We start from the raw sequence: 19,964 nt of genomic DNA on the forward strand, positions 1-19,964 counted from the left end.
CGAATAAAGAGGGGAAGAACATGCAAGAATTAGTTCAATCAGTAGATAGAGCACTTTGTATTTTGGAGACATTAGCTGATTATGAGAATGGATTGGGAATTGCTGAAATTAGTGAAAAGGCCAATTTACATAAAAGTACAGTATATAGACTTCTAAATACATTAATATGTAAAGAATATGTATTTCAAGATTTAAGTACAAACAAATATCTTTTAACTTTTAAATTATTTGAATTGGGGAACAAGAAAATTGAAAAGATGAATTTGGGATCAGTTGCTCAACCTTATTTGAGGGAATTAATGAACAAAACTGACGAAGTAGTTCATTTAGCAGTTAGAGAAGAAAATGAAATAATTTATATTACTAAAGTGGAACCTAAAAAATCTATAATTATGTATACTCGTATAGGAATGAGAAAACCAATGTATTGTACAGCTATGGGGAAAGCTATAATGGCAGAATTAACTGAAGAAGAAGTACAAAATATATGGAATCAAAGTGATATAAAAAGTTATACAGATAGTACTATAGTAAATTTAAGTGAATTAAAGAATAACTTAAAAGATATAAGATTAAAAGGCTATGCTTTAGACAATCAGGAAGTTGAAAATGGAATAATATGTATGGGCGCTTTGATTAAGGATTATAATAGTAAAATATGTGGAGCGATAAGTGTTTCAGGATCTATTATGAGTTTTACTGAAAATAGAATAAATGATATTTCAATAGCACTTTTAGAGTGTTCAAACAAAATATCAAAAGAACTAGGGTATAAAAATTAATTATATATACTCTAGTAAAAACTGTATTTATCAGTATGTCTAGCCAAAATGAAGGTCATGCATTTTTAGTTGGATATATATTCATAGTATAAGTATAACTTAGTAGTCAGGTATTTATTTAGATACTCGTTGTGAAAATCGTACGTATACTTGGAAATTTAATTTAATGTATGAGTGTAGGTATTAATAATTAAAATAAATATTTATCTAAAAATATAATTAATAAATAAACCATTGTCTTGAATTTCGCAATGGTTTATTTTTATGGATTTTTATAGTATAAAACTAGATTGTAGTTAGATATTATAAAAATTTCTACTATTTACTTGAAAAATAAAAACTTATAGTATATAATAACATTAAATCCACAATGCGGATTAGTTATCCACGATGTGGACAATAGCATTTATAAAGTATCATAAACTTAAAACAACTAGTAATATAATTTTCTATTTGATGAAAATGTTTTCTGTAGAATAAAAATCATAATAGGGAAGTAGATGATGGCTTATTAGATAAAATTCAAACAAAAGAGTAGTTTTTAAAAGTATTTCTATTATTTACTTGAAAAATTAAATGATAGAATATATAATAATATAAAATCCGAATTGCGAAACATTTATCCACAATACGGATAAAATATTATAGAACTAAATAATTCATAATATATTTGACTGTTTTATGAAAATGTTTTCAAAAAAAGAGAGTGTTACAATGGAAAGTAGATGATAGTTTATAAAATAATATCTAAACAAAATAAAAATATATCTAAAATATTTAGGAGGTACATTATGGAAACAAGATATGCAAATCATCCAGACGATTCAAAAAAATATGATACTGAAGAATTAAGGAAAAATTATTTACAGGAGAAAATATTTGAGGCAGATAAAATAAGTCTAACTTATAGTCATGTTGATAGAATAATATTTGGTGGAGCAATGCCTGTAGAAGAAAAACTTTCTTTAAAAGCAGCTGAAGAGCTAAGAGCAGATTATTTTTTACAAAGAAGAGAAATGGGAGCTATTAATGTAGGTGGATCAGGAGCTATTATTCTAGATGGAAAAGAATATAAACTAGATAAATACGAAGGTATATATATAGGTATGGGTACAAAAGAAATACAATTTGTTTCATCTGATAAAAATAATCCTGCAAAATTTTACATGAATTCTGTTCCTGCTCATACAACATATCCAACAATTAAGATAGATAGGAGTAAAGCAATAAGTGCAGAGTTAGGTAGTTTAGAGACTATGAATAAACGTACAATATATAAATTTATTCATCCACTAGTTTGTGAAACTTGTCAGTTATCTATGGGTCTTACTATGTTAAATGAAGGAAGTGGCTGGAACAGTATGCCTTGTCATACACATGAAAGAAGAATGGAAGTATATTTCTATTTTGATTTACCAGAAGATCAAAGAGTATTTCATCTAATGGGACAACCTCAAGAAACAAGACATATAGTAATGGCTAATGAACAGGCAGTAATATCACCAAGTTGGTCAATTCATTCTGGAATTGGAACAAGTAATTATACTTTTATATGGGGAATGTGTGGAGAAAATAAAGATTTTGATGATATGGATGATATAGAAACAAAAGATTTAAGATAAATATTTTAGGCCAGAATATTTATTATACATTGAAGCATTTTTTTGAAATTAAATGATAACGTATAAATGTTATTATTTAGATAATGCTTAGCTTTAGTATTAGCTAAAGCTAAAGCATATATATTGTCTATACTCATGATATAAACTTATACATTATAGCGAGTAATGTATAATGAGTGGTAAGTTAATAACCTTACTAGTTTAATATTATACCACATATTAAATGTAACTGTTATAAAAAATTAATATTGAAAAGAGAGATAGAAATGATTTTAGATAAATTAGAAAATCAAAATTTATATGTGAACGTTAACAGTAAACTCAAAAAAGCTTTTGAGTTTTTATCAAAAAATAATTTAGATCAACTTACAGATGGTAGATATGAAATAGATTCTGATAATGTGTATGCACTAGTACAATCTTATGCTACAAATAAGGAAGATAACAATAAATGGGAATCACATCAAAAATATATAGATATTCAATACATTGTTAAAGGTAATGAAACTATTATATGGGCACCAATAGATCAATTAACTATAGTAGAAGAGTATTCAGAAGAAAGAGATGTGACTTTTTACAAAGAAAGCATTTATTCATCAAAATTAAATTTAAAAGATAATTGCTTCTGTATATTTTTCCCTGAGGATGGTCATAAACCAGGTTGCATTTTTGATGAGACAATGAAAATAAAAAAAATAGTTGTCAAAATTAAATTATAGTGAGAAAAGGAGTATTAAGTTATGAAGATTAAACAAAGTATTGAAAAGATACCTGGAGGTATGATGATTGTACCATTATTTCTTGGTACATTACTAAAAACATTATCACCAGATGTGAATAAATTTTTTGGAGGATTCACAGGTAATTTTTTAACAGGAACATCAGTCATATTATTTATTTTCTTTTTCGCTGTTGGAACTAGTATCGATTTACGTTCTTCTGGATATATTGCGAGAAAGGGTATTTCTTTATTACTTGGAAAGGTTTTATTTGCAGCAATATTAGGTATAATTGCATCACACCTTCTTCCTGTAAATGGAATACAAACTGGAATTTTCTCTGGTCTTTCTGTACTAGCAATCATTGCTGTATTTAATGAAACAAATGGTGGCCTTTACCTAGGGTTGATGACATCACTTGACAGAAAAGAGGATGCAGCAGGTTTTCCATTCATTAGCATTGAATCTGGTCCTTTTATGACAATGGTAGCTATGGGAGTTGCGGGCATCGCATCATTTCCTTGGCAAACTTTAGTTTCTACTTTAATCCCTTTTATAATAGGTATTGCCCTTGGAAGTTTAGATAATAGTTTTCGTAAAATGTTTAGTCCATTAGTTCCGGGGTTAATTCCATTTTTTGCATTTACTTTAGGTTTTAGCTTGAACTTTGGAATGATTATTCAATCTGGATTTATGGGAATATTTATGGGTGTTGCAGTAGTATTCATATCTGGTGGGGTTCTAAGCCTTATTGATAGATATATAACTAAATCAGATGGTGTCGCTGGTTGGGCTGCATCTTCAACTGCTGGTGCTGCAGTTGCGGTTCCCTATGCAATAGCACAAGCAAATCCACAATTTGAACCAGTTGCAGCTTCAGCTACTGCTATTATTGCTACAAGTGTATTAGTAACTTCTATATTAACTCCTATTGTGACTATGTACTTTGAAAAAAGGGCACGTGCTAAGGGGTTACCTATTAAGCCAGCTAAATACAATTTGGATTTAGAAAAGGAAAATGATAAAAAGACTGCGTAACAGCTTAAAAAATATTGTGGAGGGCAGTAAGTATTCAAAAATGTCCTCCCAACGATTATTAAGAAGATTAATGGGCATTATACTATATAATACAAAAGTTATATTGATATAAGATCATAATAAAAAGTCAACAGATGATAAAGAATAAAAGATAAATGAAAAATACTAATAATTAGATAGGAGCAAATTAATATGTCAAATATTTTAAATCAATTTTCAATGGATTTCTTTAGATTAGATGGGAAAGTAGCAATAGTCACAGGAGGGAATACAGGTCTTGGACAAGCATATGCCGTAGCGTTAGCTAAAGCAGGAGCGGACTTAGTAATTACCACTCATGGAAATAATTGGAATGAAACAAGAGAGCTAATAGAACAAGAAGGTAGAAAAGTAGTATTTGTACAAGCTGAACTAAGTAAGAAAGAAGACAGACATAATATAATAGAAGTTACTATGAAAGAGTTTGGAAAGATAGATGTGTTAGTAAATAATGCAGGAACTATAAGACGAGCTCCACTTCTTGAGTACAAGGAAGAAGATTGGAATGCGGTAATGGATATTAACTTAAATGCATTATATTTCTTAAGCCAAGAAGCAGCTAAAATAATGGTTCAACAAGGTTCAGGAAAAATAATTAATGTTGCATCAATGTTATCATTCCAAGGCGGAAAGTTTGTACCACCTTATACAGCGAGTAAACATGGAGTTGCAGGTATAACTAAAGCATTCGCTAATGAATTAGCATGCAAGAATATTCAAATAAATGCTATAGCTCCAGGATATATAAAGACAGCAAATACTGAACCGATAAGAGCAGATAAAGTAAGAAATGCAGAAATACAAGGAAGAATACCAGCAGATAGATGGGCTGATCCATTTGATTTAATGGGAGCAATAGTATTTTTAGCAAGTAAGGCATCAGATTATGTTAATGGTCATGTTCTTGCAGTTGATGGTGGATGGTTGGTAAGATAATACAATTATCTTATAATTAATTAAAATTAAAATTAAAATTAAAATAAAAATCAATATACAAAATGAAAGAGGCGTATAATTCATGGACGTAATTACTATAGGCGATGGAATGATCGCAATGTGTCCTAAAGAAAAAGGACCAATAATCTTTTCAAACACATTTGAAAAAAAAATAGGTGGAGCAGAATTAAATGTTGTAATAGGTTGTGCGAGACTAGGATTAAAATCAGGATGGATAAGTAGACTTGGAAATGATGATTTTGGAAAGTATATTTTAAAGACTGTAAGAGGAGACGGTGTTGATGTTTCAGAAGTTAAGCTTGTAGATGGATATCCAACATCAGTATATTTCAAAGAAGTTTTGTCTGATGGATCTAGCCGATCATTTTACTATAGAGAAAAATCTCCAACAAGTACAATGAACTCAGAAGAGTTAAATGAAGAATATTTTAAGAATTCAAAAATACTTCATATTACAGGAGTTTTTCCTTCAATTATTAAGAATAATCAAGGTATTATATTAGAAGCAGTAAAATTAGCTAAAAAACATAATTTAATAGTATCTTTTGATCCAAATATCAGATTAAAAATGTGGACAAAAGAAGAAGCAAAAAGTTTTATAGAAAAAGTTTTGCCTGATGTTGATATTCTTTTAATAGGTGATGAAGAAATAGAAATATTACTAGGAGAGACTACTATAGAAGATGCAATTAAAACTTTTCATAATTATGGAATAGAAAAAGTTGTTGTTAAAAAGGGATCTAAAGGAGCAATAGGTTCAGATGGTAAGAATCTTTATGATGTAGCAGCTATTAAACCAAAAGCTGTAGTAGATACAGTAGGTGCAGGAGACGGATTTGCAGCAGGATTTTTAACTTCATTACTTAAAGGTGAAACATTAGAAAATTGTATTAGATTTGGAAATGCAGTTGGATCTTTAGTAGTTGGTGTTGAAGGTGATAATGAAGGATTACCTTATTATGATGATGTTTTAGTGCATTTAGGTAAATCAAAAAAGATAGAACGTTAGAAGGAAAATAATTTTTATCATTCATACCAAAGAAATAACATATGATTTTAGTCAGTAAATTTTCTTCAATAAAATTTACTGACCTTTTAATTTTAAATTTTGATTCTTTTTTCTTGACTTAGAGTAGGCTCAAAGGAGTATTATAGAATAATAAATTGAAATTAAGGAGTGTGTTGTAATGGAAAATTTTGAGTTTTATGCCCCTACTAGAGTGGTATTTGGAAAGGATGCAGAAATACAGGTTGGTGCTCTTGTGAAAGCGCAAAACTGTAAAAAGGTATTAGTTCATTTTGGAGGAAGCAGTGCAAAAAAATCTGGACTCCTAGACAAAGTATTTGAATCTATAAAAAATGCAGGGATAAATTATGTAAGCTTAGGTGGGGTTGTACCTAACCCTAGACTTTCTAAAGTATATGAAGGTATTGAGTTATGTAAAAAAGAAGGTGTTGATTTTATATTAGCTGTTGGTGGAGGTAGTGTTATTGACTCTGCTAAAGCAATAGGATATGGTATGGCAAATGACTGTGATGTATGGGATATATATAGTAAGAAAGTAGAAGCAACTGGTTGTCTGCCAGTCGGAGTAATTCTAACTATTGCAGCTGCAGGAAGCGAAATGAGTAATTCATCTGTTATAACAAATGAAGATGGTTGGTTAAAGAGAGGTTGTAATAGTGACTATTCACGTTGCAAATTTGCAATCATGAATCCAGAACTTACTTATACATTGCCAAAGTATCAAACTGCAAGTGGTTGTACAGATATCTTAATGCATACTATGGAACGTTATTTTACTAAAGTAAAAAGTATGGAACTTACAGATAGCATTAGCGAAGGATTAATGAGAACTGTAATTAACAACGTAAAAATACTAATGAAAGATCCTAAAAACTATAATGCACGTGCTGAAGTTATGTGGGCTGGAAGCCTTTCACATAATGATTTGACTGGATGCGGTTCTGTTGGAGATTGGTCATGTCATCAATTAGAACATGAACTTGGTGGTATGTTCGATGTGGCTCATGGTGCAGGACTTGCAGCAGTATGGGGAAGCTGGGCTAGGTATGTATACAAGACAGATGTTACACGTTTTGCACAATTTGCAGTAAATGTAATGGGAGTATCAAATGATTTTCGTGATCCAGAAAAAGTAGCTTTAGAGGGAATAGAGGCAATGGAAAACTTATATTATGCAATTGATATGCCAACATCAATTAGTGAACTTAATATTAAATTAACAGATGAACAAATTAATGAATTAGCTTATAAGTGTAGTTTTATGAATACTAGAAGTATTGGATCATTCCAAAAACTTAATATGGAAGATATTAAAAAAATATATACTATGGCTAGATAACTTTAATTAATCCTCGCTACTATTACTTCACCCCAAGGTATTATAAGAGTATTAAAGGGAAGAACAAAAAGAATGGGCATCAAGAGAATGGGTATTAACTCGTACTTTTGGAGATGAAATATTTCTTAGGGGATTTGCTAAATATTTAGAGAATTATTTAAATACAATGGGACATAGAAGTATATAACCTTATAATTCTGAATGGTTCAAAATTCATGTGGATGGTTCAGGCCCAACATCAAATTGGTTAGAAGAACTTTCTTTTATTTTATTTGAATGATAGTATATATTATCATTTGTAAACTAAATGTAATGAAATATATTAAAAAATATAGCAATTTAAATGAAAACGTGCTATAATAAAACTCGAAATAAAAAAGGTTTTTAATAGAGATATGCATTTCTCCTTTTAGAGAATTATATGATCGATATTAATCTTTAATTTAGAAGGAGGAATTTAAGATGGAAGATAAGACTTTAGTATGTAAAGATTGCGGAAATGAATTTGTTTTCACAACTGGAGAACAAGAATTCTACAAAGAAAAAGGATTCGATAACGAACCTGTAAGATGTCCTGATTGTAGAAGAGCTAGAAAACAACAAAATAACAGAAGATAGTTTTTGTTTATTTTAAGAGTTATAAGATTTTCTTATAACTCTTTTTTAGTATATATGATTTTATGCAGTAAATTTTATTGAAGAAAATTTACTGCCTTTTTGCTATGAAAAGTACTGTGAGAGAAAACAAAAATCCTCAGTATACTAACATGATAAATATATGTACCCATACAATTGGCATAGAAATTCTGAGATGGTATAATAGCTATAGAATTTCAAATGAAGAAAAGAATTACAAGGGGGATATTATATGGGAAATAAAAAATCGAGGATTGTGAAATTAATGCAGACTGGATTGCTTGCAGCATTATGTTTTGTATCATTTACCTTTCTTCAAATTAAAATTCCAGTACCGGGAGGAGATGCGACTTCACTGCATGTGGGAAATGCTTTTTGTGTTTTGGCTGCGTTACTTCTTGGTGGATGGTATGGAGGATTGGCTGGGGCTATAGGAATGACAATATCAGATTTACTTGATCCTGCATATATTTTGGGGGCGCCAAAAACTTTTGTATTGAAGTTGTGTATTGGGTTAATAACAGGACTAGTTGCGCACAAATATGCAAAAATAGGACAAAGCAATGATAAGAAATATATATTTAAATGGGCCATTATTGCTGCTGTTTGTGGATTGGCTTTTAATGTTGTGTTTGACCCTATTGTTGGATATTTTTATAAACAATATATTCTTGGACAGCCTCAGAAAATGGCGGCTGTTTTAGCAAAACTAAGTGTAGTTACTACTTTTATTAATGCAGTAGTATCTGTAATATTAGTAAGTTTTATTTATAATGCTATAAGACCGATTTTAGCAAAATCAGGATTATTATTACCTATAGGAAAAGATGAATGATAACTAATTAATAATTATTAAAAACTTTATAAATAAAAATAGAACTATTAAGTAACAATTTTCTTATAATTACTTTTGAAAATGATTATATAAAGTTGTAAAATGGAATGTAAGATAAAAAAAGTATGGTATAATCAAACATAGACTATATAAAAATCAATATAAATAACAAATACAAAAATAGAGAATGTTAAAGTAAAGGTGAGGATAAAAATGGAGAAAAATAAAAATATACAAGATAAAATAAATAACTTTTTAGAAGAAAATAAAATACACGTAAAAAATGGGATGATAACAAGTGCTAAACAATTGTCATCAGTTTTAAATAACCTTGCAATGGGTGATCTTAAAAATGGTAAAATAGAAAAGGCTTTATACTTCACAGAAAAAGCAATAGAATTTTATGAAGAAAGTTATTATTCATATTATATAAAAGGTTTAATTTATAGACAATTAAATAAAACGAAGGAAGCAATTGAATCATTTGAAGTATATATAAAAAATACTAGTGATCCACTAGCACATATATACATAGGGCTTTCATATGCAGAATTAAATGATGTAGAAAATGCATTAGATAATCTTAGAACAGGTGAAAAGAATATTTCAGATGATGAAAGAGAAAAGCATATAGCTTTAATTTGTTCAGTATATGAATGTATAGGGAATATATATTTAAATAAAGAAAATATAGTAGAATTTACTGAAAAAGATAAGTTTAGCATTAATTATAGAACCGCAGTAAGGTACTATAAAATGTCACTAAGAATTAATAGAAAGAATGCAGAATTAATAAATAAATTAGCAGCATGCTATTGTCATTTAGAAGATTTAAATAAAGCATTATATTGCTATGAACAAGCAGCCAAAATTTCAGCAGATAATACTATGTATTTAGAGGCAATAAAAGAATTGAAAGAGGATGGGGCTAAATCAGAACAAGCGGGATTTTAACCAATAGATAAAATAGTTAAGACTAGTAGCCTCATGTAATTTTGTAACACACTCTTTGATGTATAAACAATTGCTTAACTTAAAGCATACGCTAAGTGGTAAAATTCATAATGCCTTATGGATAGAGTGCTTAAAAAGTAATCCTATCTATAGTTTTGATGTTGCATAAAGACAAAATATTTATAGTATAATATTTAAAACTCCAATCAATAACATTTTATTTGGTTAGAGTTTTACAAATTGGATCATAAATGTTTTTAAGTAATATTATGTATATAAAATATTATAAAGATACCCCTTGGTTTTTCAACAAAATTTTAACTTTAATAATTAGTCACGGTAACAAAATATTCCTTAGAGCATATCTTTCTAATATATTAGCCTGAAACTTTCGGAGCACATCAAAAGTGCTTAAATTACTTTTAAATCTATATTTTATTAAAAGTAATAAAATATAGATAATAAGGGCACTATATATTTGTATGGATATTGCGTTAAGGGTTCTTCCAACCCATTTTTTAATAGTCAGATGTTGTTTTATCCATTTAAAGAATAACTCAATATCCCAACGCTTTTTATAGAGAGATACTATATCTTCAGCTGGCATATCGAATATGTTAGTAACTAAACGGAATTCTTCGTCGGAGTCCTTAGTAAAATATAGAATCTCTCTATATTTATATTTAGTTTTATTTTTACTATAATCAGACCCCATTGTAACAATATAATCATATAGATTATCTATTCCAGTATAAATGGACAAATACTCCTCCGTAACAGAGTTGCTTTGTTGTCTTGTGATAAATTTATAATTATCATGACTCATTTCATCATACCAAGAATACTTAAAATATCCCTTATCAAATAAATATATATTTTTCTCCGAATTAACATAACCGTCAATACAACTACGTTCTCCTACTTTAGCAGGGCGGATGCTAATTTTATCAGGTAACTTAGTTTCAAATGATAAAAGAGTACTAATTCTAACAGCAGATTTTTCATCTTCATAATAGAGTTCAGGGGCTAAGCCCTTGCCTATACTAACTACTGATGAATCTATTATTTTAATATCTTTAAAGTTCTTTATTTTAACTAAAGAATTCATTTCTTTATCAGCTTTTACCAATAATTCTTCGAAAACATTTCTAAATAAATCTGATGACTTACTCTTATTTAATCTAGATATTTGGGAATAACTTGGCATGTTGAAATCCTTACTTATCTTCGATGAATTTTTATATTTAGCATTAATATCTCTTAATCCATCACAGCCGGAGATTTGTAAAAACAACATTGTTAGAATATGATCCCGACCTGTATAGCACTTTGAGTATTTATATTCATTATTCGCTTTTCTTAATTTTCTTCCAATATTCCCATCAATAAGTTTAATTAATTTTCTAAACACACTTCTATTTGCAAGTTTATCCATAATCAAAAACAACCTCCAATCTTATAATTGAAGGTTGTCCTTGATATTCAATAATTATTCATTGAAAATTGTTGCTTTATGCAACACTAAAACTATCTATAGGGTGTTTTTATTTAATAAAATCGGCTGTGTTGTAATTCAGTGTAAACAGTCGTAAATTGTACTTATAAACGTTACCATGGGTTTAATGTGAAATATTAGACTTTTTTTATAAAATTAATGCGTCAATAGTTATGATAAAATTATAGTAAATATTTTAATTATGATTATAATATAAAGTCTGGAGTGATCATTTATGAGTTATATTCAAAAGGGTACGCGTGAATTTCATCTCACTAGTATTGCATTATTTGCTGGTGGCTTTAATACATTCGCAATATTATACAGTACACAACCCTTAATGCCGTATCTGTCTAGGGAATTTAATGTTTCGCCTACAATAGCTAGTTTGTCATTATCGGTGGCAACTTGCACTTTAGCAGTTAGCATGCTACTTTTTGGTTCTTTATCAGAGGTATTAGGAAGGAAACCAATTATGTGCGTCTCTCTTTTTACATCATCAATATTGACAGTGTTAACTGCTTTTGTTCCTAATTTTAATAGTTTATTGGTGCTACGATGTTTACAAGGCTTTGTTTTGGCTGGATTACCAGCTATTGCTATGGCCTATATCAGTGAGGAAATTGATAGGTCAAGCTTAGGTCTGGTAATGGGATTATACATCAGCGGTAACTCTATAGGTGGAATGAGCGGTCGTATTATCATAGGAGTCATTACCGATTTCTTTAATTGGCGAATGGCGTTGGCTAGTGTAGGATTTCTAGGAATTATAGCAAGCTTCCTATTTTGGTCAAAGTTGCCTTCATCAAAGCATTTTGAAGCACGATCATTTGAAATTAAGAAATTAATAAAATCTAGCATTAATCATTTGAAAAATCCTAATCTACTTTGTTTATATTGCATTGGTTTTTTAATTATGGGAAGTTTTGTTTCTCTATACAATTTTATCGGTTATCAATTAATTGAGCCACCATATAATCTTAGTCAAACCTTAGTAAGTTTCATTTTTGTAATTTACATTGTAGGAACATTCAGTTCTACTTTTATGGGACGTTTGGCTGATAAACATGGACAACATAAAATGCTCTGTATTTCAATTTTTATAATGTTAATTGGAGGATGCATAACTTTAAATATGCATCTATTGTTAAAAATTATAGGGATAGCTCTTTTGACCTTTGGTTTTTTTGCAGGCCATTCAATTATCAGTAGTTGGATTGGTAAATTAGCAACACATGATAAGGCACAAGCATCCTCTCTTTATTTATTATTTTACTATGTTGGTTCTAGTGTAGGTGGAACTACTGGTGGAATGTTCTGGTCCTTGTATGGATGGAGTGGAGTCGTTAGTATGATTTCATGTTTTTTAGTATTTGCATTTTTTATTTCAATTGGTCTATCATCAATTTTAAAGCCTGTTAAGGTAGAAAATTATGAATAATATTTGACAACAAATATCAAGATTAACTCATTAACCATGCTTCTTTAAGCACCTTTATGCCTTGGACAATATCACATTCAGGCATTCCACCAAAACCAAGGAGAACCATATTATTAGGATAGTTATCTTCTCTCATCCAAAACATTGACACAGGATAAACTTTAACCCTATGATTTTTAGCTCTTAAAATTAATTCTTTTTCAGTTAAGCCATTATTAAATTCTAATAAAATATGTAAGCCTGCGTTTCTGCCATGAATAATAACATTATCACCCATGAATTCTTGAATTGCATGAACGAGTATGTCATGTTTTTTTTTATTTATAAGATTTATTTTACGTAAATGCCTATCAAAGTGTCCTAAATGCATAAATTGTTGGATTATTTTTTGTTGAATTAGGGGAACTGACACTTGATACATTTTAAAACGCTTATGATATTTTTCAAGCCATGTTTCTGGTAATACCATATAATTTAACCGCATACTAGGTGAAAAAGCTTTTGAAAATGTACCTACATATACAACAACTCCTTTGGAATCAATACTTTGTATTGATGGAATAGGCTTCGAATTATATCTAAGTTCGCTATCATAATCATCTTCAATAATAACTCCATTATTTCTTATGGCCCAATCTATGAGTTTTAATCTTTTGGCAATTGGAATCACTGTTCCTGTTGGAAATTGATGTGAAGGTGTTACATATACTATTTTTGCAGAACTATTTTCTAATTCATCGAGATTAATTCCGTCTTCTTCCAAGCTTATTGGAATAACGTTATAGCCATTATTAATGAAAATGTCTTTTGCTCCAATATAACCTGGATCTTCTAAGGCTATGTTATGAAAGTCATCTCTAATTAGTTGGCATAATAAACTTAAACAGTATTCCATACCTGAAGAAATAATGATTTGCTTATAATTACAGGATACACCTCTTGATTTTCTTAAATGATTCATAATTTCTATTTGCAAATCTAGTTCACCTTTACTTGAACTGTATGATACCATATCTTCAGCACTTATTGCTGATAGACACTTATTTGATATTCTTTTCCATATCCTCAGAGGGAAATCTTGAGCACTTAGCTTTCCATACTCGAAATTATATTTATAATTATAACCATCATCGCAATTATAAGAATTATTATTATTGAAACTATAATTTACATCAAGCATTATATTTTTAGCGACTGTAATATCTTCTCTCTTTAACTTTGATATTATAGAGTTATCTAAGTTTTCAACAACAAAGCCACTTCCTACTTTGCTTGAAACATATCCTTCTGAAGAAAGCTGCATATAAGCATTTTCAACAGTATTTCTACTAATATTTAATTCACTTGAAAGTCTTCTTGTTGAAGTAAGTTTATCACCTTCTAAAATTTCTCCTGAAGCTATTTTTTCTTTTATTTGCTCATAAATTTGTATATATAGAGGAGTCGTTGAATCATTGTCTAAAATTATCATTTTTAATAACACTCTCCTTGCAAGCTGTATCCTACAAAATAATATAAATTGGCACTTTTGAGGAGTACGCTTTGATTGTATAATTGCATTAATGAAAAGTCAATAATATAGTAAATAGAAACTTTTCATATGTATAAATAAATTAATTTATAGAATTTCAGAGGAGGAATATAAAATGATAAACGAAAAATTACTTGAAGTTATCTCACACGAAGGGGTAGTAGCTATTGTATCTTGGAGCAAAAATGAAGCACATGTAGTTAACACATGGAATTCATATCTTAATGTTACTGAAGATGGCACAATATTATTACCTGCAGCAGGTATGAGAAGAACTCAAAAAAATATAGAAGAAAATAATAAAGTTAAAGTTACTCTAGGTAGTAAAGAGGTTATGGGACATCAATATCCAGGAGCGGGTTTCTTAATTGAAGGAACAGCTAAATTTGTTGAATCAGGTTCTGAATTTGATATGATGAAAAATAAATTCCCTTTCTTAAGTAGAGTATTAGAAATAACAGTTACATCTGCAAAACAAACAATATAACATTGACCTAGCATAATCTTCATTGACTGTGCTATGATACAGATACATTTACTGTTGCTATTAATGATTACAGATATAATGGTGGAGGCGGTTTTATGAATGCCGCTGAAATAAGCAATACAGATCCAAGTATAGTAACTTATAGTTCATCTAAAGCCCTTGGTGATGATGGACAAGTTAGAAGCTTAATGATTTCATATATTAAATCGGGTAAGACAATAAGTCCAATATGTTCAAATAATTGGAAATTATGTACTAAAATGTTGCTGTAGGCAATAATTTTAATTAATTTTATGTAAGATTTTAATTTTAGGCAGTAAATTTATAAAAGTAAATTTGCTGCTTTCTTGATTATGGGAATAAAAATGGTATTATGATACTAACTATGAAGAGTATGGTTAAGGAAAAGGACTTAATAAAAATGAATTTTTGCAATAGAAAGAGGAGAAGAAGTCATTCAAACTTATTATGATATAATAAATATAAAATACTGATAAGAAACAGAAAGAGTTATAAGAATGAAAGGCGTATATAAATATGAACAATTTAGAGAATAAAAAAAAGAAGTGGTCAGGTAAAAAGAAGTTAGAATTAAGTGGAGTATTGCTTGGAATCAGTGCTCTTTTATTTGCTATGTCACGATATATAGATGAATTTGCAAATCTTTATTATAAATATATTTACGTAACATTAGTAAGTATTATTTCAAGAGGATTTTCTTTAATTCCTTTTTCAGTATATGAGATAATATTATATGGATTTCTAATATTTATTTGTACTAAGATAATAATGTACATATATTTATGTATTACTAAGAAACTTTCCGTTAAGGAAATCCTAATAAGATCTGCAAGTAATCTTCTTATTTATATATCCATATTTATATTTTTAAATATAATATCTTTGGGTATAAATTCATTTAGATCAGATTTTGTTACTCTTACAGGTTTAAAAGTTGTAGAGAGTTCAGAAGAAAAGTTAATTAAACTTTGCGATAATTATAAAGATAAGCTTAATGAGTTAGATATGAAGATAGAAAAGAATGAATATGGGCTTTTAAAAGTGGATGATAATGTAAAAGAAGAGGGAATAGACACTATGAAAAATTTAGGTGAGATTTACTCATGTTTAGAAGGTTTTTATCCACGCCCTAAACCGTATTTTTTTTCAAAATTAATGTCTTATCAGTTATTAGAGGGTGAAACAGATTTTACTTTAGAAGCCAATTATAACAATGATATGCCAGCGTGGAATATTCCAAGTACAATTTGTCATGAATTAAGTCATATAAAAGGATTTAATAATGAAGATGAAGCGAATTATATAAGCTTTTTAGCATGTATTAATTCCCAAAACTATGAGTATCAATATAGTGGATATTTAATGGCTTATTCTTATTGTATGAATGATTTATATGATTTTAATTTAGAAGCTTTTAAAAAGATTAATAATGAACTCTCTGATAATGTGAAATTGGAATTGAAAAATGATTCATTATATTGGAATAAGTATAGAGGAGGAATCTCAAAGCTACACAATGAAGCTTATGATAAATTATTAAAAATAAGTGGTCAAGAAGCTGGCATTAAAAGTTATAATGCTGTTGTTAAATTACTGATTTCAGGATATGAAGTTCAATTTCATTAAACTAAGTAGTGAGTAAGACAATTATGCTAATATCGACATCTTGATAATATTAATAAACGTTGATATACTTTAAAGGGAATACATAAAATGGTATTTGAACATTATAGAGGGGAGAGATTTGGATGAAAGTTATCATTTTATCAGGAACACCTAAAAATGAGGGACTGTGTCATTCTTGCGTAAATGCTGCATTAATAGGTGCTGAAAAATCAGGTGCAGATTGTGAAGTCATTAAACTGTGTGATTATAAACTTGTACGTTGCGCAATGTGTGGTGATGGCTGGGGTACATGTCGTGAAGGACATACCTGTATCTTCGGTGATGATGGATTTACAGAAATACAGAAAAAAATGATGGATGCAGATGCTTTAATATTTGATACACCTGTGTATTGGGGCGATATGACAGAGGTTATGAAAGCATTCTTTGACCGTTTTCGTCGTTGTGAGGCAATGAAAGGTGAAAATGCTGCAATTGCTGGAAAGCCAGTTATATTAATTGCATCTCCTGGTGGTAGCGGTAATGGAATGATTAGCTGTTTTGATCAGATGGATAGGTTATGCCGTCATCTTCATGCAAATATTTATGATTATATTGGTGTGAATAGATGGAATAAAGATTATAAACTAGTAGCAATCAGCCAGGCAGTTGCAACAATGGTTAGTACTACAAAATAAGGATTTCTATGTAGAAACCTCAATCCTTAGGGTTTGGAAGTATCCACTAGGAAGGAATTTATAAGGACAAGCACTTTACTAAATAAATGAAAATTTAGTGGAGTTTTTTTGTGTAATAGTTGTTTGTGAATAGTCAATAATAATTCCAATTTATTATTTACGTACTACGTGTAATTTTTCAAAAGAAAGATTGCTAAATGAATAAAAGCTTGCCAGTTTAATATTGAAACTGACAAGCTTTTATTATTTATTAAGTATATTAGAAAAATTATTTTTGGACCATTCTTCAATTACTTTTAAGGCAGGAACTAGTTCCTTTCCTTTTTCCGTTAATGAGTATTCAACTCTTGGAGGTATTTCTGCATATATATGCTTACTTATTATTTCATCAACTTCGAGTTGCTTTAAGGATTCGCTTAATACTTTTTGACTTACACCACAAGTAATTCTTTGCAATTCTAAAAATCTCTTTGGACCATCAGATAAATGGCATAGAATTACAGCCTTCCATTTACCTCTTATAATTTCAAAGCCCAAATCTAAAGCACATATATATGACTTTCCATTATATTCTATCAAAACATTATCACCTACATTAGCATATATTTCATACATAATTATAATATAAAAATGAAAAATTAAAAATAGAATTTACAAGCAAGGTAGAAAATATTTTGCTAATTTATTATGAAAACATTGAAAAAGCATAATTCCTACCTTAAAGTAAGTTAGCTAACTTAAAAGTGCCTACTTGTTGCAAAGAGATGTATTGAATATACTATACGTAGTGCCAAGCAGTAAAGGCATTAAATATAATTTATTCATATTGAAAAACAAGTGAAATAAATTCGTTTGGCATAGCTACGCGAGATATATAAAGGAGAGGTAAAATAAATGAAAGTTGTTGCATTTAATGGAAGTCCTAAAAAAGAAGGAAACACATATCATGGAATAAAAATGGTTGCTGAGGAACTAGAAAAAGAAGGTATAGAAGTTGAAATTATTCATGTAGGCAATAAAAATATAAGAGGATGCCTTGCTTGTAATGGTTGCGCAAAAAATCAAGATGAAAAATGCGTTATTAAGGATGAAGTGAATGAATGGATTCAAAAAATGAAAGAGGCAGATGGTATAATATTAGGGTCTCCAGTTCATTATGCATCTATAGGAGGAACAATGAAATCATTTTTGGATAGAGCTTTCTATGTTACAAGTTCGAATAAATATATGTTAAGACATAAGGTAGGAGCTGCAGTTGTTTCGGTAAGACGATCAGGAGGTATTCCTACTTTTGATCAATTGAATAATTACATCAATTATTCTGAAATGCTTATGCCAACTTCAAACTATTGGAATGTAATACATGGAACAGCACCAGGTGAAGCAGAAGGTGATATAGAAGGTAAACAAATAATGAGAGTTCTTGGTAAAAATATGGCTTGGCTTATGAAGTTGGTTGAATTTGGAAAAGGAAAAATCGAAGAACCTGAAATAGAAGATAAAACATTTATGAATTTTATTCGTTAAAAAGGAATTAAGGTAGTAAATTTTGTTGAAGAAAATTTACTGCCTTCTTTTAATTTTTCATAAATTTGTTTTGTTTTTGTAATATCATCTGCTGTAATACATATTGAGATTTGAGTTCCGGTTTTAAAAGGCAGTTCAGGTATAATATCAGCAATCATAATTTTAGTTTTACCGATTAAAAAAAACCATTTGAATTAGTTCAATGTATAAAAGAAAATTTAAATATAAATTTAAGTATATATAACTAAAAACGTAGAAAATTGAAAAAAACTAATGTGAAGTTTTTTGATTAAGGAATTATAGAAAAATCAGTAAAAATTCAGATGAAAATAATTATCAGATGAGTATACATATTTAGTTAATGGTACTATAATGATATTAACAATATAGTTATAATATATTAAAATACATTATTGAGATAAAGAGAGGGATGTGAGAATATGACTAAATTAGTATTAATAAGACATGGAGAAAGCCTTTGGAATTTAGAAAATAAATTTACTGGATGGACTGATGTGGATTTATCAGAAAATGGACTTAAAGAAGCAAGAATGGCAGGGAAAATACTTAAGGAAAATGGATTTATTTTTGATATAGCATACACATCTGTTCTTAAAAGAGCTATAAGAACATTGTGGATAGCATTACATGAAATGGACTTAATGTGGATACCAGTTTATAAATCATGGAAGTTAAATGAAAGACATTATGGAGCATTACAAGGACTCAATAAAGCAGACACTGCTGAAAAATATGGAGAAGAACAAGTTCATAAGTGGAGAAGATTTGTAAATGTAAAACCACCAGAATTAACTAAAGATGATCCAAGATATGCAGGTTATGAAGCTAAATATAAAGATTTAAATGAAAATCAAATTCCATTAACTGAAAATCTAGCGGATACTGAAAAAAGAGTATTAGAAGAATGGAATGAAAATATAGTCCCAAATCTAAAATCAGGTAAAAGGATTATAATATCTGCACATGGTAATTCATTAAGAGCTTTGGTTAAATATCTAGACAATATTTCAAGTGATGGAATAGCAAGTTTAAATATTCCAACAGGAACACCATTAGTATATGAGTTAGATGATGATTTAAAACCAATTACTCACTATTATTTATCATTAGACGGTAAACTTGCGGAGGGAGAAGTTCCAACTCATATTGAAGAAGGAAAGTAATTAAATAAAGTATTGTGACTGTCT

Annotated in this window: 19 protein-coding genes and 1 pseudogene; 17 read left to right on the forward strand and 3 right to left on the reverse strand. The window is 29.1% G+C overall.

All coding sequences use genetic code 11. The annotated features are described in order from the left end of the window. Nucleotides 1-20: 20 nt before the first annotated feature. The 10 genes from DIC82_12510 (at nucleotide 21) to DIC82_12555 (ending at nucleotide 9,951) form a co-directional block, all read left to right on the forward strand. Nucleotides 21-782 carry an IclR family transcriptional regulator gene (locus tag DIC82_12510; GenBank protein ID AWK51787.1) on the forward strand — a complete coding sequence of 254 codons (762 nt, stop codon included), beginning with the start codon at nucleotides 21-23 and terminating at the stop codon, nucleotides 780-782. Between the two features lie 791 nt (nucleotides 783-1,573). After that, entirely contained in the window at nucleotides 1,574-2,404 is an 831-nt protein-coding gene (locus DIC82_12515; protein ID AWK51788.1) for a 5-dehydro-4-deoxy-D-glucuronate isomerase, read from the forward strand. 266 nt (nucleotides 2,405-2,670) lie between these two features. Beyond that, complete coding sequence (locus DIC82_12520; protein ID AWK51789.1) at nucleotides 2,671-3,126, forward strand: YhcH/YjgK/YiaL family protein; 456 nt, start codon at nucleotides 2,671-2,673, stop codon at nucleotides 3,124-3,126. A 21-nt stretch (nucleotides 3,127-3,147) separates the two neighbouring features. Continuing rightward, nucleotides 3,148-4,164 (forward strand): 2-keto-3-deoxygluconate permease, encoded by a 1,017-nt coding sequence (locus DIC82_12525; protein ID AWK51790.1) that lies wholly within the window; start codon nucleotides 3,148-3,150, stop codon nucleotides 4,162-4,164. A gap of 192 nt (nucleotides 4,165-4,356) precedes the next feature. After that, nucleotides 4,357-5,139, forward strand: coding sequence for a 2-deoxy-D-gluconate 3-dehydrogenase (locus DIC82_12530; GenBank protein AWK51791.1), 783 nt, complete (start codon nucleotides 4,357-4,359; stop codon nucleotides 5,137-5,139). Between the two features lie 82 nt (nucleotides 5,140-5,221). Then, nucleotides 5,222-6,169 (forward strand): 2-keto-3-deoxygluconate kinase, encoded by a 948-nt coding sequence (locus DIC82_12535; GenBank protein AWK51792.1) that lies wholly within the window; start codon nucleotides 5,222-5,224, stop codon nucleotides 6,167-6,169. Between the two features lie 178 nt (nucleotides 6,170-6,347). Next, nucleotides 6,348-7,526 carry an NADH-dependent alcohol dehydrogenase gene (locus DIC82_12540; GenBank protein ID AWK51793.1) on the forward strand — a complete coding sequence of 393 codons (1,179 nt, stop codon included), beginning with the start codon at nucleotides 6,348-6,350 and terminating at the stop codon, nucleotides 7,524-7,526. A 462-nt stretch (nucleotides 7,527-7,988) separates the two neighbouring features. After that, a complete protein-coding gene (locus tag DIC82_12545) occupies nucleotides 7,989-8,144 on the forward strand; it encodes a cytochrome C551 (GenBank protein ID AWK51794.1) in 156 nt (51 codons plus the stop codon). 250 nt (nucleotides 8,145-8,394) lie between these two features. Further along, nucleotides 8,395-8,997 (forward strand): riboflavin transporter, encoded by a 603-nt coding sequence (locus tag DIC82_12550; GenBank protein AWK51795.1) that lies wholly within the window; start codon nucleotides 8,395-8,397, stop codon nucleotides 8,995-8,997. A gap of 213 nt (nucleotides 8,998-9,210) precedes the next feature. Beyond that, nucleotides 9,211-9,951 (forward strand): hypothetical protein, encoded by a 741-nt coding sequence (locus tag DIC82_12555; protein ID AWK51796.1) that lies wholly within the window; start codon nucleotides 9,211-9,213, stop codon nucleotides 9,949-9,951. Between the two features lie 334 nt (nucleotides 9,952-10,285). Here the strand turns inward: DIC82_12555 and DIC82_12560 are convergent, their stop codons facing one another. Next, entirely contained in the window at nucleotides 10,286-11,386 is a 1,101-nt protein-coding gene (locus DIC82_12560) for an IS4 family transposase (protein ID AWK51797.1), read from the reverse strand. 295 nt (nucleotides 11,387-11,681) lie between these two features. On the opposite strand from DIC82_12560, the gene DIC82_12565 reads away from it, so the two are divergent. Further along, nucleotides 11,682-12,887 (forward strand): MFS transporter, encoded by a 1,206-nt coding sequence (locus DIC82_12565; protein AWK51798.1) that lies wholly within the window; start codon nucleotides 11,682-11,684, stop codon nucleotides 12,885-12,887. A gap of 22 nt (nucleotides 12,888-12,909) precedes the next feature. On the opposite strand, the gene DIC82_12570 is transcribed toward DIC82_12565, so the two are convergent. After that, nucleotides 12,910-14,358, reverse strand: a complete 1,449-nt coding sequence (locus tag DIC82_12570) for a PLP-dependent aminotransferase family protein (GenBank protein AWK51799.1) — start codon at nucleotides 14,356-14,358, stop codon at nucleotides 12,910-12,912. 175 nt (nucleotides 14,359-14,533) lie between these two features. On the opposite strand from DIC82_12570, the gene DIC82_12575 reads away from it, so the two are divergent. The 4 genes and pseudogenes from DIC82_12575 to DIC82_12590 all read left to right on the forward strand — a co-directional run bounded on the left by DIC82_12575 (nucleotide 14,534) and on the right by DIC82_12590 (nucleotide 17,229). Then, the gene (locus tag DIC82_12575) at nucleotides 14,534-14,905 is read left to right on the forward strand and encodes an FMN-binding protein (GenBank protein AWK51800.1); all 372 of its coding nucleotides are present in this window, start codon (nucleotides 14,534-14,536) and stop codon (nucleotides 14,903-14,905) included. A gap of 35 nt (nucleotides 14,906-14,940) precedes the next feature. Then, nucleotides 14,941-15,177, forward strand: a pseudogene (locus DIC82_12580) (hypothetical protein). Nucleotides 15,178-15,442: 265 nt separating this feature from the next. Next, nucleotides 15,443-16,552 carry a DUF3810 domain-containing protein gene (locus DIC82_12585; GenBank protein AWK51801.1) on the forward strand — a complete coding sequence of 370 codons (1,110 nt, stop codon included), beginning with the start codon at nucleotides 15,443-15,445 and terminating at the stop codon, nucleotides 16,550-16,552. Between the two features lie 122 nt (nucleotides 16,553-16,674). Beyond that, entirely contained in the window at nucleotides 16,675-17,229 is a 555-nt protein-coding gene (locus DIC82_12590) for a flavodoxin family protein (GenBank protein ID AWK51802.1), read from the forward strand. Nucleotides 17,230-17,472: 243 nt separating this feature from the next. Here DIC82_12590 and DIC82_12595 read toward each other — a convergent pair whose 3' ends face one another. Further along, nucleotides 17,473-17,808, reverse strand: a complete 336-nt coding sequence (locus tag DIC82_12595; protein AWK51803.1) for a transcriptional regulator — start codon at nucleotides 17,806-17,808, stop codon at nucleotides 17,473-17,475. Nucleotides 17,809-18,123: 315 nt separating this feature from the next. Between DIC82_12595 and DIC82_12600 the strand changes: the two genes are divergently transcribed. Then, nucleotides 18,124-18,756 carry a flavodoxin family protein gene (locus tag DIC82_12600; protein AWK51804.1) on the forward strand — a complete coding sequence of 211 codons (633 nt, stop codon included), beginning with the start codon at nucleotides 18,124-18,126 and terminating at the stop codon, nucleotides 18,754-18,756. A gap of 440 nt (nucleotides 18,757-19,196) precedes the next feature. After that, entirely contained in the window at nucleotides 19,197-19,940 is a 744-nt protein-coding gene (locus DIC82_12605; protein AWK51805.1) for a 2,3-diphosphoglycerate-dependent phosphoglycerate mutase, read from the forward strand. Nucleotides 19,941-19,964: the final 24 nt, after the last annotated feature.

Origin of the sequence: Clostridium beijerinckii (genome assembly GCA_003129525.1) — a bacterium.
Lineage (GTDB): Bacteria > Bacillota > Clostridia > Clostridiales > Clostridiaceae > Clostridium > Clostridium beijerinckii_D.

Excerpts from the sequence above, each read along its gene's own strand:
- DIC82_12585 (AWK51801.1), top strand. The coding sequence starts at position 15,443 with ATGAACAATTTAGAGAATAAAAAAAAGAAGTGGTCAGGTAAAAAGAAG.
- DIC82_12590 (AWK51802.1), top strand. The coding sequence starts at position 16,675 with ATGAAAGTTATCATTTTATCAGGAACACCTAAAAATGAGGGACTGTGT.
- DIC82_12530 (AWK51791.1), top strand. The coding sequence starts at position 4,357 with ATGTCAAATATTTTAAATCAATTTTCAATGGATTTCTTTAGATTAGAT.
- DIC82_12540 (AWK51793.1), top strand. The coding sequence starts at position 6,348 with ATGGAAAATTTTGAGTTTTATGCCCCTACTAGAGTGGTATTTGGAAAG.
- DIC82_12555 (AWK51796.1), top strand. The coding sequence starts at position 9,211 with ATGGAGAAAAATAAAAATATACAAGATAAAATAAATAACTTTTTAGAA.
- DIC82_12545 (AWK51794.1), top strand. The coding sequence starts at position 7,989 with ATGGAAGATAAGACTTTAGTATGTAAAGATTGCGGAAATGAATTTGTT.
- DIC82_12605 (AWK51805.1), top strand. The coding sequence starts at position 19,197 with ATGACTAAATTAGTATTAATAAGACATGGAGAAAGCCTTTGGAATTTA.
- DIC82_12535 (AWK51792.1), top strand. The coding sequence starts at position 5,222 with ATGGACGTAATTACTATAGGCGATGGAATGATCGCAATGTGTCCTAAA.
- DIC82_12570 (AWK51799.1), bottom strand. The coding sequence starts at position 14,358 with ATGATAATTTTAGACAATGATTCAACGACTCCTCTATATATACAAATT.
- DIC82_12565 (AWK51798.1), top strand. The coding sequence starts at position 11,682 with ATGAGTTATATTCAAAAGGGTACGCGTGAATTTCATCTCACTAGTATT.
- DIC82_12510 (AWK51787.1), top strand. The coding sequence starts at position 21 with ATGCAAGAATTAGTTCAATCAGTAGATAGAGCACTTTGTATTTTGGAG.
- DIC82_12550 (AWK51795.1), top strand. The coding sequence starts at position 8,395 with ATGGGAAATAAAAAATCGAGGATTGTGAAATTAATGCAGACTGGATTG.
- DIC82_12520 (AWK51789.1), top strand. The coding sequence starts at position 2,671 with ATGATTTTAGATAAATTAGAAAATCAAAATTTATATGTGAACGTTAAC.
- DIC82_12575 (AWK51800.1), top strand. The coding sequence starts at position 14,534 with ATGATAAACGAAAAATTACTTGAAGTTATCTCACACGAAGGGGTAGTA.
- DIC82_12525 (AWK51790.1), top strand. The coding sequence starts at position 3,148 with ATGAAGATTAAACAAAGTATTGAAAAGATACCTGGAGGTATGATGATT.
- DIC82_12560 (AWK51797.1), bottom strand. The coding sequence starts at position 11,386 with ATGGATAAACTTGCAAATAGAAGTGTGTTTAGAAAATTAATTAAACTT.
- DIC82_12515 (AWK51788.1), top strand. The coding sequence starts at position 1,574 with ATGGAAACAAGATATGCAAATCATCCAGACGATTCAAAAAAATATGAT.
- DIC82_12600 (AWK51804.1), top strand. The coding sequence starts at position 18,124 with ATGAAAGTTGTTGCATTTAATGGAAGTCCTAAAAAAGAAGGAAACACA.